Source organism: Streptococcus sp. CL5.50, assembly GCF_049738015.1.
Lineage (GTDB): Bacteria > Bacillota > Bacilli > Lactobacillales > Streptococcaceae > Streptococcus > Streptococcus mitis_CA.
In genome coordinates this window covers 44888-63339 of record NZ_JBKOTR010000002.1, presented here as the reverse complement: position 1 = coordinate 63339, position 18452 = coordinate 44888, and the positions used below count along the sequence as shown (strand labels likewise).

The 18452-nt window shown below is 36.9% G+C and carries 2 protein-coding genes; both read left to right on the top strand.

The window, feature by feature from the left end:
- The first annotated feature begins 925 nt into the window (after nucleotides 1-925).
- The gene (locus ACLNCV_RS01740) at nucleotides 926-9055 is read left to right on the top strand and encodes a YSIRK-type signal peptide-containing protein (RefSeq protein ID WP_424844825.1); all 8130 of its coding nucleotides are present in this window, start codon (nucleotides 926-928) and stop codon (nucleotides 9053-9055) included.
- Nucleotides 9056-9460: 405 nt separating this feature from the next.
- Entirely contained in the window at nucleotides 9461-18010 is an 8550-nt protein-coding gene (locus ACLNCV_RS01735; protein WP_424844805.1) for a GEVED domain-containing protein, read from the top strand.
- The last annotated feature ends 442 nt before the right edge of the window (nucleotides 18011-18452 follow it).

Here is an 18452-nt window from a genome sequence, read left to right as displayed (position 1 = left end):
AAATTTAGAGAAAGTTTTGTATTCTATTATTGAAATTGTTGAGGTTATGGGATAAAATCCGAACGATTTTTTCTAGAGGTATTAATGGTAGATGCATAGATAAGTGTATAGATTCTTAAAAAATGTTAATAAAAGCTTATAAAACGGCCGTAAATATAATATTTAGGTTATAAAAATAACGAAAACATAAAATATTCAATTGAAAGATGAATGTGAAAAACTGTACGTTATATTCGGATGTTTGTTTAAAAACTCATCAAATAAAAATATTATTTAATGAGATTTAAAAAAATAAAATAAAAAGCGAAAGATTTATAAGAGATTTGACGGTTCAAAATAAAAAGTGCTTGCAAAATATTTGAAAACATGGTATTATAATTATGCATGTTAATTGTGGATGATAAAAATTCCTCTTTTAAGTTTTAAGAGAGGAATTTTTATTTTTATCTATATATTAAATTTTAAAATTCCATATTATATATAAAGTAAGATAAAGTTTATATTTTATCGACAATAGATATAATATAGCTATAAATACTTATATAATGTAAATTTAAATATTATTACCAGATGAAACAATATAATAACACATAAAATATAGAAATAAGATTTCATTTTATACAATATCAGGATAAGGACTTTATTTGTATGAAATAAGATAAAATATCAATAAAAATATTTGTTTTATAAAGATAAAGTCACTATATAAGTAATAATTTAAACAATTATTTATTTGTTATCATATTTATTGCTAAAAAAACTTAAACATGGTAGAATAACTTTGAATATTGATGGTGTTTGCTGGTACTATCTAAAAGATAATCCTCTAAGTATTTTAGAAAATATAAAGGGGTCTTTTTATGTATCATCTTGGCTATTAATATCGCTAATAAACAGACTATTTTATGGAGGATATTTGTCAAAAATGAAGGACAAGCAGAAAGATTTTCGAACGGAAAAGTACATTCGTTACGGTATTCGTAAGTATAGTTTCGGTGCAGCATCAGTAGCTATTGCAGCTGGATTGATATTCCTTGGTAACGGCGCAGTATCTGCGACGGAAGTACAAGGTACGGAAACTGAAGTAGTAGCAGCTCCAGCTGAAAAATCAGATCAGCATACTACAGAAGCAAAACCTGAAGTTAAAGTAGAAGAAGCTAAAAAAGTAAACAAGGCAATACTGGAAGCAAGTATCGCGACTTTAGAATCTAAACTTTCAACTGCAAAATATGCGGATGCTACAGTAGTAAATTCAGCTAAGGAAGTATTGGTAACAGCTAAAGCAGCTCTTGCTAAGGCTGAATCTAACCAAGCTGATGTAGATGCCCAAGACGAAACTGTATCAGCTTTGAGCACAGTTGTTACTGAGTCAAATACTGCTGGTTTCGATAACAAACAAGCAGCTGAAAAAGAAGCTACGAAAGCTGAAGCTGAAAAGAAAGCTACTCCAGCTGAGAAAGCTCTTTCAGTAGCAACAACAACTCTTACACAAGTATCATCAGAAGCTGAAGTAACAAACAAATTAGCTGAGACTGAACTTGCTAAGGCTGATGTCAAAGAAGAAAACAAGGCAGCAGTTACAGCGGCAGTCGCTAAGAACCAAACAGTACTTGCTGAAACTAAGGCTCTTTTGGTTGATAAGAGTGTCACAAAAGAGCAAGTAGATGCACAATTGGAACGCCTTAACGAATCAATCCTTGCAGTCTACAACGAGTTGAAAAATGCAGGGATTAACCGTGATGGTAAGTTCGCGGTAGCTCTTTCAGCTAACGAAGGATATACAGCAGCTTCCACAGAATTACGAAAAGAAAATGGCGAATTCAATGGAGCTACTGGTAAATCTTACAAAGTATTAGATGGTAACAACAATTACAAAATTTATGTTCATGGTTATCAATCAGAGAATACAGAAGTGCCTGCGGCTAATAGTGGACAAGCAGGGATAAGTGGTCGTACTGATATTCCTTTATCAAAAACAGAAGCTCAGAAACTTGGTCGTGAAGCTGCTCTATGGAAAGGGAAACTTCGTGCTACAGGAAAAACTAATGGGAATACAATATGGGGTGCGGGTGGATCTTATGAATATTTAGCGACAGAAATTTATGGATACACATATGAACAAGGCAATCACTACGTGTATATCACTGATGCTAAAAAACGTTTCACTTTATCACCAGAAGCAGAAGCTGCGGGATATAAAATTAAAGATATCAAACTAAGTAACTTAGTTCCTGGTACAGGATATAATGAAAAAACAGATACTGTAGAAGGATACGTAGCATCTACTCTTCAAAATGGTGTTTATGATATGCGTTATATCGTCACTGTTGAAAAAGACGGTCAAACTCAAGATATTACTTTCCGTGACTTAACAGCTGGATGGGTTGGATGGCAAGACTCAACAGCTCCATTAATTAAAGGTAAATCTACAATGGTCACAATTGGAGATGAAGTGAACCATAATATTAAATATGTTGATAACGATGGAATGAGTCGTGATGAAAGAACTGGTTATGTATACAGAAGTAATGGAGAAAAAGTTGTTGCCGGTTCAAAAACGGCTCCTGGAGGCACGAATGGAGCAACTTTTACTGCAGTTGATGGATCTAAAGTAAATACCGAGAACGGACCACAAACTGTCACAGCCCACACAGCCTTAAATGGTAATTTTACGGGAAGTAAAACTTCGATAAATGATGTTGTACCAGGATTAAATTATGATCCAAAAACTGGAAATATTACAGGAACAGCGTCAGAAGCTGGAATTTATACAGCAAATGTTTACGCCAAAGACTATAATAATACAACCAATGCGAAAAATCAGGATTGGAATATGTATGGTCAAGAAGCTCATGAAAATATTACGATTGCAGTAGCACCAAAAATTACTGTATCTAATGTTGAAGCGTATGCGACAAAAGTTCCGGTATCTGTTTCTAACGGCGCTAATAAAGCAGAAATTACAATGCCAGATGGAACAGTTACAAAATTAGTTGTAAAAGATGGTAAATGGACTGTAGCTGCAGGAACTACTAATACAGCTGTAAAAGAAGGAGATCAATTAGGAGATGCTTCAGAAACAGCAGCGTCTAAAATTAATATTCCTGTTACTTCAGATTCTACACAATATGTTGGGGTAGATAGTATTGCAGCTAAAGCAACTACTGATAAAGTTCGTGCGGACTTACAACGTGAAGTTGTGAAAGTGAAAGATGCAAATAATAAAGAATATACAGCTACATTTAATAGTGCAACTGGTAAATATGCTCTTGCAAATGAAGATGCCTATGTCCTAAAAGACAATGGAGATGGAACTACAACATTAACAGAACGTCGAGTTTATACAGATGCAAAAGCAGATGGAAGTGTTGACTATATTGTATACGAATTTACTCGTACATGGAATGCAACATCTTCAGCAGCTACTTTAACAGAAAAAGTTGCAGAAATTCGTAAAAACGGTGAAGTAACAGCAGTAGGAGATGTAACTCGTACAGTTACTGCATTACCAAAAGCACAAACAGCTGATACAAAAGGAGTTACGGTTACTGTAACTTATGATTCAGCAACAAATAAATGGACTGCTTCTGACGGTTCTACAGTTACTGCTGAAAAATCAAATGCTGGATGGAAGATTTCTACAGATTCAGGATTTAAAGGATATGTAGCTTTCCGTGAAGCAACAGGAACAGACGCAGCTTCTATTCAAAATGATAAACCAACTGGAACTTCAACAAGTTATGCAGATACTCAAGGAAATTCTGTTGACTTATTGAAATCACCAAAAGCAAATGTAGCATTTGAAGATAAAATTGACGATGAGTCAGATGATGCTCAATCTGAAACAATTAAAACTAAATTAACGGTTACTTCACCAAGTGGAGCTAAAAAAGAATTTAACTTAGCTGATGCTGAAGAAAAAGCATTTATTCAAGCACAACGTACTGCAGCAGAAAAAACAAAAGCGGCAGCAGAAGCTGTAGCAAATGCTCAAGGTACAGCAAATGAATTAGCGAAAATTCAAGAATTAGTAGACCGTCAAGATAGAATTGTAGAGGACGCACAAAAAGCATTAGATGATTTACATCTACGTACAATTTCACCAACAGCACAAGACTTAGCTGAGAAAAAATTAAAAGCAGCAAAAGAACAACAAGCATCATTAAAAGCTGAATTGGATAAGGCAAAAGCTGCATTACCAGATGTAGAAGCAAAAGTAAAATCAGCTCGTGATGAGGCTCTTGCAGCTGAAAAAGCTGTAGAAACAGCTCGTGAAGCATTAAAAACAGCAGCTGAGAAGAACTTAGCAAACCCAGAAATCGCAGCATATACTCTAGGTGAGTATGGAAGTTACAAAGTAACAGTAAGATCTGTTGACTCAAATGGTGTTGTAACAACTCCAACAGTAGGAAAAACAGATTCAGGAGAAGTTACAGAAGATGCAGTTGCAGAAACAACTTACTACATCGTAGTTTCTAAACCTGAAAAATCTTCTGGAGCAGAAGGACAAGAACAAACTGATTCAATGGAAAAAGGATTCAAGACTGGTTTACCAAATGATGCAGAAGTATCTGACTACAAACTAGTTGATCCAGTATCAGGTAAAAAAGCAAGTTCTGTAACTACTGATGAAGGTACTTATCAAATTGATGAAAACACAGGTAAAGTGAACTTCACACCAGCTCCAGGATTTATCGGTACAGCTAAACCATTAACAGTTTCAGCTAATGTAACGTTAACAGGAGATGATGGTCAACCAGTAGTAGTAGAATCTTCAACTACTTACACACCAACTGTATATGGTGTTAAACCATCTAATGATGAAACTAAAGGAAAACAAGGACAACCTCAAGAATCTAAATCAGGAAAAGATCGTTTCTCTGAATTAAATACAGGAACTAACACTCCAGATGGCACAAATGTAGACTGGTCTACAGCTAAGTACTCACTAGAAGGTGCTGATGAAGAAGGTAAAGTTGTAGTACCTGGAGAAGGAACATATAAAATCGATAAAGATGGTAAAGTAACATTCACTCCAGAACCAAGCTTCAAAGGTAAAGCAAAAGGAGTAGATGTTAAAGTAGCTGTGACAGCAACAGACTCAGAAGGAAATAAAGTTGAAGTTACATCTAGTGGTGACTACACTCCAGAAGTGGAAGCGATAGAACCAACTGCAGAACCAAAAGAGACAAGTGGAAAACAAGGTAAACCACAAACTCAAGATGCAACTACAATGTTCAAAGAAGGTGACGAAACAGCGCCAATCGATAAATCTACAGTGAAACTTGTAGACCCAACAGGTGCAGAAGTCACAACAATGCCAGCTCTTAAAGATGGAAAAGAAGTGGGTACTTATACTTTAGACCCAGAAACTGGAGTAATTACATTCCAACCAAATAAAGACTTCACTGGAACACCAGACCCAGCGAAAGTAACTGCAGCAGATAAGAACGGAACAAAAGTAGAAACAACTTATACTCCAACTGTGACTCCAGTAGTACCAGAAGGACAAGATAAAACTACTACAAACCTTCAAGGTAAACCTCAACAAAGTAAAGTAGTCTTTACACCAGGGGACGATGAATTCCCAATCGATGATAAAGTTCCGGCAACATTTGAAGATGGAACAACTGAAAAAGTAGTACCAGGAGAAGGAACATACACAGTAGATTCAGATGGAACAGTTCACTTCCAACCAGAAAAAGACTTCACAGGAGTAGCTAGAGGTGTAACTGTAAAACGTGTTGATACCAATGGAACACCAGCTACTGCGAAATACACACCGATTGTTAAACCAGTAGTACCAGAAGGATTCGATAATGTGACTACAGGCGTGCAAGGTCAAGAACAAAATGGTAAACCTTACTTCAAACCAGGTAATGAAGCAGTACCAATCGATTACGATAAACCAGCAACATTACTTGACCCAGAAACGAAGCAACCTGTTCCTTCAAATGAACTTCCAGCGAAAGATCCAGAAGGAAATGTAATCGGTAAATATACTTTAGATCCGACTACAGGAGTAGTGAAATTCACACCAGAAGATAAATCATATGTAGGGCCAGTACAACCAGTAACAGTTCAACGTGTTGATAAAAACAATACACCGGCAACAGCTGATTATACTCCAGTAATCGTAGGGGTTAAACCAACAGCTAAGCCAGCTGAATCAACGGATGTACAAGGTGCAACACAAAAACAACCTATTACATTCAAAGGTGGAACTGCAGATTTAGAAGATCCAGTTGGAAATCCAATTAAATCAGATCCAGTACCGATTAATCCAGGTTCAGTTACATTAGTAGGTGAAGATGGAAAACCAACTAATGAAGTGGTTGTAAAAGATCCAAAAGATCCAAATAAAGTAATCGGTAAGTATACTCTTGTGAAAGAACTTGGTAAAGATCCAGTTGCAGTATACACACCAGAAGACAAAACATATGTAGGGCCAGTTCCACCAGTAACAATTGAAGCAAAAGATACAAACGGAACTCCAGTAAGAACTACGTACACACCTAACATTAAACCTGTAACACCAACAGCAACACCAGCTAAAACAACAGATATTCAAGGTAAAGCGCAAACAGGATTACCAGAATTCAAAGGTGGAACAGTAACGGTTAATGACGAAGAGAAAGTTGTTCCAATTGATGAAACAAAAGCTCCAAAACTAATCGATCCTAAGACAGGTAATCCAGTTGATTCTGTAACAGTTGAAGGAGAAGGAACATACACAATCGAAGATGGTAAAGTTAAATTCCAACCAGAACCACAATTTACAGGAACAGCTACAGGTGTAGAAGTTCAACGTGAAGATACAAACGGAACACCTGTAAAAGCTAAATACACTCCAACGGTAACTCCAGTTAAACCAACAGGAGAAGACGTTACGTCAGAAGATGTACAAGGTGCTGAACAAAATGGAACACCAAAATTCACACCAGGAAATCCTGATGTTGCAATTACAATTACTGATGAGCAACCAGCGAAATTAATCGATCCAGAAACAGGGAAGCCAACTGATAAAACCACAATAGTGATTCCTGATGAAGGAAAATACACAATCGATCCTAAGACTGGAGAAGTAACATTCACACCAGAACCACAATTTACTGGTCAAGCAACAGGGGTAACTGTTCAAGTGAAAGATGCGAACGGAACACCTGTAGAAGCAAGCTATACACCTAAAGTTAAAGGTGTAACTCCAACAGCAACACCAGCTAAATCTAAAGATATTCAAGGTAAAGCACAAACAGGATTACCAGAATTCAAAGGTGGAACAGTAACGGTTAATGGTGTACCAAAAACTGTTGAGATTGATGAAACAAAAGCACCTAAACTTCTTGATCCAGAAACAGGAGAACCAACTGATGAACCAGTAGTAATTCCTGGAGAAGGAACATACACAATCGAAGATGGTAAAGTTAAATTCCAACCAGAACCGCAATTTACTGGAAAAGGAGAAGGTGTAGAAGTTCAACGTGTAGATAAGAATGGAACGCCAGTAACAGCTAAGTATACTCCAAAAGTAGTGCCAGTAACGCCAACTGGAGAAGATAAGACATCAGTAGGACCTAAAGGTCAACCACAAACAGGAACACCAGTATTCAATGGTGGATCAGTGAAAATCAATGGAAAAGAAGAAACTGTTGAAATTAATACTGACGAACCAGCGAAACTAATCGATCCTAAGACAGGTGATTCAGTTGATTCTGTAACAGTTGAAGGCGAAGGAACATACAAAATTAATCCTAAGACTGGAGAAGTAACATTCACACCAGAACCAGAATTCCTAGGAACAGCTACAGGAGTAACTGTACAACGTGTAGATAAGAACGGAACAGAAGTAACGGCTAAATACACTCCAACAGTAACACCAGTAACAGCGACTGTAGACAAAACTACAGAAGGACCTAAGAATACTCCTCAATCTGAAACTCCAGAGTTCACAGGAGACGTAGATTTAGATGTACCACCAACATTCTCTGATGGTTCAACTAAGATGGTTGTTGACGGAGAAGGAACTTATACTATCGATAAAGATGGTAAAGTAACATTTACTCCAGAAGAAGATTACGTAGGAACTGGAGAAGGTGTGACTGTTGTAAGAAAAGATAAAGCAGGAAAAGATATTTCTGCGAAATACACTCCAACAGTTCGTCCAGGAACAGACTATGTAGATGAAAATGGTAAAGAAATTCCAGGATTCCCAAGTAAAGATGGAGAACAACCTAAGGTAGATATTCCAGGATATAGATATAAAGAAACAATCACTGATGAGCATGGAAATACTCGTCATATCTATGAACAAGTGAAAACATTCTTCAAGGATAAAGATGGAAATCCAATTCCAAAAGTTCCAACTGAAAAAGGAGAACAACCTAAGAAAGATATCCCAGGCTACCGCTTCGTAGAAACAAAACCACTTCCAAATGGAGATACTGAGCATATCTACGAAAAAGTGAAAACATTCTTCAAGGATAAAGATGGAAATCCAATTCCAAATACTCCAACAGAAGAAGGCGAACAACCTAAGAAAGATATTCCAGGCTACCGCTTCGTAGAAACAAAACCACTTCCGAATGGTGATGTCGAGCATGTTTATGAAAAAGTAACACCACCAGCTCCAACACCTTCACCTGTTCCTCAACCAAATCCAGGTAATCAAAATATTACAATTTGGACAGATGAAAATGGTAATCCAGTGAAACCATCTGAACCAGGTTCTAAAGAGCCAGGAACAATTCCAGGTTACGAATACGTCAAGACCGTGACAGATTCAAATGGAAGCATCAGACATATCTTCAAGAAAGTTGAGATGCCAACTCCAAGACCAGTTGAGCCAGCTACTCCAGCAATGCCTGAACAGCCAGCTAAACCTCAAGTACCAGCTACTCCAGCACAACCAGTACAACCAACAGCAGTGAAAGAAGCTGAAGCTAAGCGTGAATTGCCAAATACTGGTACAGAAGACAATGCAAGCCTTGCAGCACTTGGACTTCTCGGAGTCTTGAGTGGATTTGGTCTTGTAGCTCGCAAGAAGAAAGAAGATTAATTCGATTTTTTCTAATGAGTATTTAGTAAAGTAGAAACCAATGATTTTTGATCATTGGTTTTTCTGTGCTTGTCAAACATTTTCTGAAGAATAAAGTATTAAAATTCGATAAAAACTAAAAACATCTCATTATATTTTATAAAATAAAAATTAAAAATATAAAAAACGAAACATATATTAAACATTATAATCCAAAAAGTAACTTTGAAATATAAAATTTATTTATTTTGGTGAAAATTATAAGTCAAATACTTTGAACTTATGAAATAGATGTGTTATTATTAATTTGTATCTTAAGTGCAGGTTTTCGACACATAAAACATTGTTATGTCAAATGTTTACAAATGCCGAAATTTTTTATTTTCAAGATATTAAAAAATGATATAGAAGGAGGTTGTTAGTCTCATGCAAGGCAAACAACAAAAAGATTTTAGAACAGAAAAGTACATTCGTTACGGTATTCGTAAGTACAGCTTTGGTGCAGCATCAGTAGCTATTGCTGCTGGTTTAATGTTCCTAGGTAACGGTGCGGTATCAGCAACGGAAGTGCAATCAGCTGAAATAGCTATTTCAACAGTTGCTCCTAGTCAAGATGATAAGGAGAATGAAAAGGCTGAGTCTAAAGCTGAAACAGTAGAAACTGAAAAAGTTGCAGAAGTGAAACCTGAAGTGAAAGTAGAAGAAGCTAAGAAAGTAAACAAGGCTATCCTTGAAGCAAGTATTGCTACTTTAGAGTCTAAACTTTCAACTGCTAAATATGCAGATGCTACAGTGGTAAGCTCAGCTAAGGAAGTATTGGCAACAGCTAAAGCAACTCTTGCAAAAGCAGATGCTAGTCAAGTCGATGTAGATGTCCAAGCAGAAACTGTATCAGCTTTGAGCACAGTTGTTACTGAGTCAAATACTGTTGGTTTCGATAAGAAACTAGCAGCTGAAAAAGAAGCTGCAAAAGCTGAAGCAGAAAAAACTGCAACTCCAGTTGAAAAAGCTCTTTCAGTAGCTACAACAACTCTGACACAAGTATCGTCAGAAGCTGAAGTAACGAATAAATTGGCTGAAACTGAGCTTGCTAAGGCAGATGTCAAAGAAGAAAACAAGGCAGCAGTTACAGCAGCAGTCGCTAAAAACCAAGTAGTTCTTACTGAAACTAAGGCTCTTCTTGCTGATAAGAGTGTCACAAAAGAGCAAGTAGACGCTCAATTGGAACGCCTCAACGAATCAATCCTTGCAGTCTACAATGAATTGAAAAATGCAGGAATCGGTCGTGATGGTAAGTTTGCAGTAAACTTGGCAGATGCTCAAACAACAGCACTTAAAGATGCCTCTACTGAAACAGGTAAAAAATGGTTAGAAGATCATGGTTATTCTTCATTATCAGATATCAAAGTTAAAACGAAAGAAGATAACTTAAAAGAAATTAAAGACTTAAATGATCAAATCCAATGGTTAGACTTTGGAGATACAAGTGCGTGGACAAATCTAACGGCATCTAACCAACTTCAAATTGGTTCTACATATACAAAAGAATTGATTCCTGGTTATGTCGTTACAATGACGGTTAAAGAATTGAAACCATTTGAATCAACTGAAATATTCAAAAACCGTGTAGCTGGAACTGATTTAGAAAGTTCTTATCAACCGGATAAAGAAAATAAATTTAATCCAGAAAATGGAGCAACAGGACTTGGAGCGAATCCTCAAAATAGATATACTCACGTTGCTAATTCTGGTCTGACAACTGGTAAAGCTAAAACAACAATTGCAGGAACAAACCCTGCAGGACAACCTAAAAATGGTCAAGCGGCTGGAGTTAAATTCGATGTAACAGCGACTTATAATGGTAAACCTGTAAAACCTGGTATTGTTATGACATCTGGGGAAGATATCGGGACACTTGAGTCTGAAATTTATACAACTAATGGTACTCCATGGGACTTAGCTGCGATTGTTGGTTATAGTTCAAATAAAAATGCTTATGTTCCACTTGATAAATTTAAAGATATGAATGGTGGTAAAACTGCTATCCTTAAATGGCAAGATGAAAAATTCTATAACGCCTTAAATGGTGGAAAATTTGCAACTCCTGATGCCGCTACTGCAGGTCTTGGTTCTCAAGTATTCGGTGGATATCGTAATAATAGTGGAGCAGGAACTCCAGTATTATCTACAGCAAATGTAAGTGAAGTAGGATTTTATATCATGTCTTCTGGACAACAGTCTTCTATGATCGGTATTAAGTTCTCAGATTTCGGAGATCTTCCAGAATCTTATGGAATGGCTGAACACTACTTAAGAACTCAATCTATTGATTATGATACAAAGGCAATTAAACAAATTCAACAACCATTCTTAGGTAAAGTTAAAGCAGATATTGACTCTGCACCAGGTACAAGAGTACGTGGAATAGGTTCTGATGATGCAACAGAAACTGGAGATGAAGGTGTAGATCAATTAATTTCAGAAGAACATGTACACACAAACGTTGATACAGGAGCTCCAGAAGTTAAATTCATCCAAGGGCCAGATAATACTTATAAAGTAAAACTTTACGCTTCAGCAAATGGTAATGACAAGTATACAGATACAGTTGCACCGGCTTATGTGCGTGGATTTATCGACTTCAACGGAAATGGTAAATTTGATGAAGGTGAACAATCCGATGTTGTACAAGTAAATGGAAACAACCAAATTGTAGAATTAACATTTAAGAATACTCAAGTAATCGACACTAGCAAAGATGTTGTGAACTTCCGTGTTCGTATCGCAAAAGATGAAGCTCAAGTAGAAAGACCAAATGGAATTGCATACTCTGGGGAAGTTGAAGATAACCAAATTCAAGTAGCTCACCCACCACGTGGAGATAAAGAAGAAACTACTGGTAAACAAGGTGAAACTCAATCAGTTGGTATCGAGTTTAGAACACGTCCATCAGGTGATGATGCATCTGACTTAGGTTCTAACAATGGTAAAACTACATTTAACTCATACGGTAAAATTCACTACACTGAACAAAGTAATGTAATTAGTGCAGAAACTACTAAGAAAGTTCAATCTGAAGGTGTAATGATCGTTAATCCAGATGGAACATTAACAAAAAATTACACTAAAGCAGGTCAAGGTACTTATACAGTAACAGATGATAAGATTACTTTCACTCCAGAAGCTAACTTCGTAGGTAAAGCTGATGGTATCGTACTACGTGCGGTAGACTCAAATGGTCAATCAAGTGGATGGACTGCATTAACAAGACAAAATGGACTTGAAAACATCAATGATGGAACTCACTCAGCAGGAGCTACAAAAACTATGGATGCTGTTTATATTCCAACAGTAACTCCAAAAGAAATTACTGCTGCCCCTGAAACATCAACAGATATTCAAGGTAAAGAACAGAAGAAAACACCAACATTTAAAACAGAAGGTGATTCTGAAACTGCTACAACAGTAACTCCAAGTGAAAAATATCCTGCGACTCTAATTGATCCAAAAACTGGAAATCCAGCAGACACAGTAACAGTAGATAGTGAAGGAACTTATACAATTAACCCAACAACAGGTGAAGTAACTTTCCAACCACTTCCAACATTTAAAGGAACTGCAACAGGTGTTGATGTAAGATTAACAGCACCAGTAGGTCAAAATAAAGACGGACAAGATGTAACAGCTACGGCAACTACAAAATACACTCCAACAGTAACTGCTGTAACGCCAACAGCTAAGCCATCAGACTCAGCAGGAGTACAAGGGGAAACTCAAAAAGGAACTCCTACATTTACAGAAGGAAATGCAGAAGTACCAATTAAAGAAAATTCTGTGAAATTATTAAATGCTGATGGAACAGAAGCAAATGGCCCAGTTGATGCTTTAGATGAAAAAGGAAATAAAGTAGGGGAATACACAGTAAACCCAGCAACAGGTGAAGTAACATTCACACCAACAGATAAAACTTACACTGGAAAAGTTGTACCAGCTAAAGTACAAGCAGAAGATAAAAACGGAACTAAAGTAAATACTACTTATACTCCACATATCGTAGGTGTAACACCTAGTGCAACTCCAGCTCAATCTTCGGGTATCCAAGGACAAACACAAGATGGAACTGTATCATTTGCACCTGGTGAAACAACAGTAGAAGGTGAGAAAAAATCAGTACCAATTAAAGCTAACTCAGCGGTTCTACTTGATGCTTCAGGTAACCCAGTAGCTCCTGGTACTCCAGTAGATGCTTTGGATCCAGATGGAAACAAAGTAGGTGAATACACAATTGACCCAGCTACTAACAAAGTAACATTTACACCAACGAATAAAGAATACAAAGGTAAAGTACAACCAGTTAAAGTACAAGCAGAAGACGAAAACGGAACTAAAGTTAATACAACTTACACTCCAAGTATCGTAGGTGTAACACCAACGGCAACTCCATCAGAAACAACTGATGTACAAGGTGTTGAACAATCGAAAGAAGTTACATTCAAACCTGGTAAAGCAACTGTTAACGGTATTGAAAAAGAAGTGCCAATCGATACTACTTCGTACAAATTATTAGATGAAAATGGGCAACCGGTAGAATCAGTACCAGCTAAAAACCCAGCAGGAGATGTTATCGGTACTTACACACTTAAAGTTGTAGACGGTAAAGCAACTGCGGTATTTACACCAACTGATAAAACATATGCAGGTGAAGTTGAACCAGTTACGATTCAAGCCAAAGATACAAATGGAACTCCAGTAACAACAACTTACACTCCAAGCATCACTCCAGTTGAGCCTACAGGAACTCCAAAATCTACTGAAGGTGCACAAGGACAACCTCAAGAAGGATCTCCAACATTTACACCAGGTAACGATAAAGTTCCTATGAAGATTGATGCTGAACAACCAGCTAAATTAATCGATCCAGCTACTGGACAACCAACTGATGCAACAACAATTCCAGCAAAAGACGCTAACGGAAAAGAAGTTGGTACGTATACAATTGATCCAGCAACAGGTAAAGTGATATTTACGCCAAATAAAGACTTCGTAGGTACTCCAGTACCAGCAACAGTTCAAGCAAAAGATGCAAATGGAACTCCAACTACAGCTACTTATACACCAACTGTTAAACCAGTGACTCCTGTAGGTGTGAATACATTTACAGAAGATATTCAAGGTGCGCCTCAAAGTGGTAAACCAGAATTCAAGCCTGGTAAAACTACAATTGATGGTAAAGAAGTAGAAGTACCAATGGATGATAAAGTACCAGCAACATTCGAAGATGGTAAAACTGAAAAAGTTATTCCAGGAGAAGGAACTTATACAGTAGCTCCAGATGGAACTGTATCATTCAAACCAGACCCTCAATTCCATGGTAAAGGAACAACAATGACAGTTGTTCGTAAAGACCAAAATGGAACTCCAGTTACTGCAGAATACACAGCAGTAGTTAAACCAGCTACACCAGAAGGAACAGAAGTTCTAACTGCAGGTGTTCAAGGAAAAGTACAAAGTGGTAAACCAAACTTTGTTGGTGGTAAAGCAATCGTTAACGGTATTGAAAAAACTGTTGAAATCGATGAAACTAAACCAGCAACATTTGAAGATGGTTCAACAGAAAAAGTAATTCCAGGAGAAGGAAAATACACAGTAGCTGCAGACGGAACTGTAACATTTGAACCAGAAAAAGGCTTCGTTGGTAAAGGTACTGAATTAACTGTTAAACGTGTGGACAAAAATGGAACGCAAGCACTTGGTAAATACACAGCCGTAGTAATCGGTACAAAACCAACTGCAGAACCATCAGTAACTTCAGATATTCAAGGTCAAACTCAAAGCCAACCTGTTAAATTCAAAGGTGGGGTAGTTGAAGTTGAAAACCCAATGACGAAAGAAAAAACTGAAGAAACTGTAGGAATCGACCCAGATACTTACACATTATTAGATGATAAAGGTCAACCAGCTGAAAAAGTACCAGCTAAAGATACAAATGGTAAAGTAATTGGTGAATACACATTAACAAAAGAGCCTGGTAAAGACCCAGTTGCAGTATTCACTCCAACAGATAAATCTTACTCAGGAGAAGTTCAACCAGTAACGGTTCAAGCAAAAGATACAAATGGAACTCCAGTAACAACTACTTACACTCCAAATATTACGCCTGTTACCCCAACTGCTAAAGGAATAACTTCTGAAGGTGCACAAGGCCAAGAGCAAAGTGGAACTCCAACATTTACTGAAGGAAACACTAAGACTCCTATCGATCCTCAAGTACCAGCTAAATTAATCAATCCAGAAACTGGTGAACCAACTGACGAAACTTCAGTAGAAGTACCAGGAGAAGGAACTTACACAATTAACCCAAAAACTGGTGAAGTAACATTCAAACCAGAACCAAACTTCACAGGTAAAGCTGAAGGTGTTGAAGTTCAACGTAAAGATACAAACGGAACTCCAGCTACAGCTAAATACACACCAACTGTTAAACCAGTTACTCCAACATCAGATGACGTAATCTCTGAAGATGTACAAGGTGCTAAACAAACTGGAACTCCAGTATTTACAGCTGGTAAAACAACAGTTAATGGTCAAGAAGTAACTGTAGAAATCGACAAAACTGTTAAACCAACATTTGACGATGGAACAACAGAAAAAGTAGTACCAGGAGAAGGAACATATACAGTTGATGAAAATGGTGTAGTAACATTTACTCCAGAACCACAATTCACAGGTAAAGCTAGTGGAGTAACTGTTAAACGTGTGGATAAAAATGGAACAGAAGTAACTGCAAAATACACTCCAACTGTTAAACCAGTAACCCCAACTTCAGTTGATGAAGTAACTACTGATGTACAAGGTGCAACTCAAAAAGGTAAACCAGTTTTTGAAGCAGGTAAAACAACCATTAACGGTGTAGAAAAAACTGTAGAACTTGATGATACTAAACCAGCTACATTTGAAGATGGTTCAACTACAAAAGTTGTACCAGGAGAAGGAACTTACACAGTAGCTCCAGACGGAACTGTAACATTTACTCCTGAAAAGACCTTTACAGGTAAAGCTAGCGGAGTAACGGTTAAACGTGTGGACAAAAACGGAACACCAGTTACAGCGAAATACACTCCAGTAGTATTACCAGTAACTCCAAGTTCTAAAGATGTAACATCAATCGGTGATAAAGGTCAACCTCAATCAGAAACACCAGTATTTACACCAGGAACCACTAAAGTAAATGGTAAAACTGTAATAGTAGAGATTGATGACAAAGTAGCTCCAACATTCGAAGATGGAACAACTGAGAAGAAAGTACCAGGAGAAGGAACTTACACAATCGATGCGAACGGTAAAGTAACATTCGCTCCAGAGCCAAACTTCGTAGGAAAAGCGAAAGGTGTAACTGTGAAACGTGTAGATAAGAATGGAACACCAGTAACAGCTACTTACACTCCAACAGTATTAGGTAAAACAACTACGAAAGATGTAGTATCAGAAGGTGCTAAAAACACTCCACAATCAAATACTCCAGAATTCAAAGGTGATGTAGATACAAAAGTTCCAGCTAAATTAGTAGATCCAGAAACTGGAGAACCGACTGATGAACCAGTAGTAGTACCAGGAGAAGGAACATACACAATCGATGGAAATGGTAAAGTGACATTCACTCCAGAAGAAGGATTCGTAGGAACAGCAACACCTGTAGAAGTAGCTCGTAAAGATAAAAACGGAAGAACAGTTAGAGCTTCTTACACACCAACTGTACGTCCTGACACTAAATTTGTAGTCATAGGAAAAGATGGTGCAGAAACAGAACTTATCCCATCTAAAGATGGTAAAAAACCATCAGAAGCAATTCCAGGATACAAACTTGTTAAAACTGAAACGGATGAAAAAGGGAATACGAAACACATCTACGAACCAGTAACAACTAAACACGTAGATAGAAATGGAAACCCAATTCCAGGAACAGAAACAGAAGAAGGAACAACTCCAGCAAAAACTTCAAAAGAAGTTCCAGGATACAAAGTAGTAGAAACTCGTAAACTTCCAAATGGAGATACAGAATATGTTTACGAAAAAGTAACTACATCATTCGTAGATTCAGAAGGACACGTAATCGAAGGAACAACAACTGAGGAGGGAACAACGCCTAAGAAAGATATCCCAGGCTATAAATTTGTAGAAACTAGAACTACTGAAGACGGAGATACAGAACACGTTTACGAAAAAGTAACTACAACATTCAAAGATAAAGATGGAAATGTAATTCCAGGAACAACAACTGAAGACGGTGAACAACCTAAGAAAGATATTCCAGGTTACCGCTTCGTAGAGACTAAGAAACTTCCAAATGGCGATGTAGAACACGTTTATGAGAAAGTTAAGACAAGTTACAAGGATAAAGACGGAAACGAAATTCCAAACTATCCAACAGAAGACGGCGAACAACCTAAGAAAGATATCCCAGGTTATCGTTTCGTAGAAACTAAGAAACTTCCAAATGGTGATGTGGAGCATGTCTACGAAAAAGTAACAACTCCAGCACCAACTCCATCAGTAAATCCATATAATCCAACACCAATTACAGAAAAAGTGTTAACAACATTTGTAGATGAAAATGGTGAATTGATTATTCCTGATGAAAATGGTTCACATCCACGTAAATCATTAGAAGGCTATGAGTTAGTTCGTACAGAAACAGATGCGAATGGAAATGTTCGCAATGTTTACCGTAAGGTGAAATCTCAAACACCAGTACAACCAGTTGAGCCAGCTACTCCAGCAATGCCTGAACAGCCAGCTAAACCTCAAGTACCGGCTACTCCAGCACAACCAGTACAAGCAACAGCAGTGAAAGAAGCTGAAGGTAAGCGTGAATTGCCAAATACTGGTACAGAAGACCATGCTAACCTTGCAGCACTTGGACTTCTCGGAGTATTGAGTGGATTTGGTCTTGTAGCTCGCAAGAAGAAAGAAGATTAAGTGAAACAATTTCTAATTAGCTAATCTAATCCGCATCAAATAGAAAACCGATGATTTATTTCATCGGTTTTTTGGCTCTTAGCTAACTTTAAATGAAAATTTTTAACAGCTAAATCAGAAATTCTAAATGAATTTAGTTGAGATTGGTATTCAATATACTTTTAAATATTTAAATATTGAAATACAGATGATAAAATATTTTTGAAAAAAATCAAACGGATTTAATTGATAAATATACAAAAATAAAATATATAGAAATGAAAATCAATTCAAAATAATATACGTTTATACAATGTCGGCGGATTCAAAAATGTGTTGAAATCTCAAAAAATAGTGGAAAAAGTTAAAAAATGTTGATTTTTTTATATAATTCAGACAATTTTTACTATTTTTTAGAGAATGACATAGATAAAAATTGAAATTTTCATGTTATTTTCAAACA

Excerpts from the sequence above, each read along its gene's own strand:
- ACLNCV_RS01735 (WP_424844805.1), top strand. The coding sequence starts at position 9,461 with ATGCAAGGCAAACAACAAAAAGATTTTAGAACAGAAAAGTACATTCGT.
- ACLNCV_RS01740 (WP_424844825.1), top strand. The coding sequence starts at position 926 with ATGAAGGACAAGCAGAAAGATTTTCGAACGGAAAAGTACATTCGTTAC.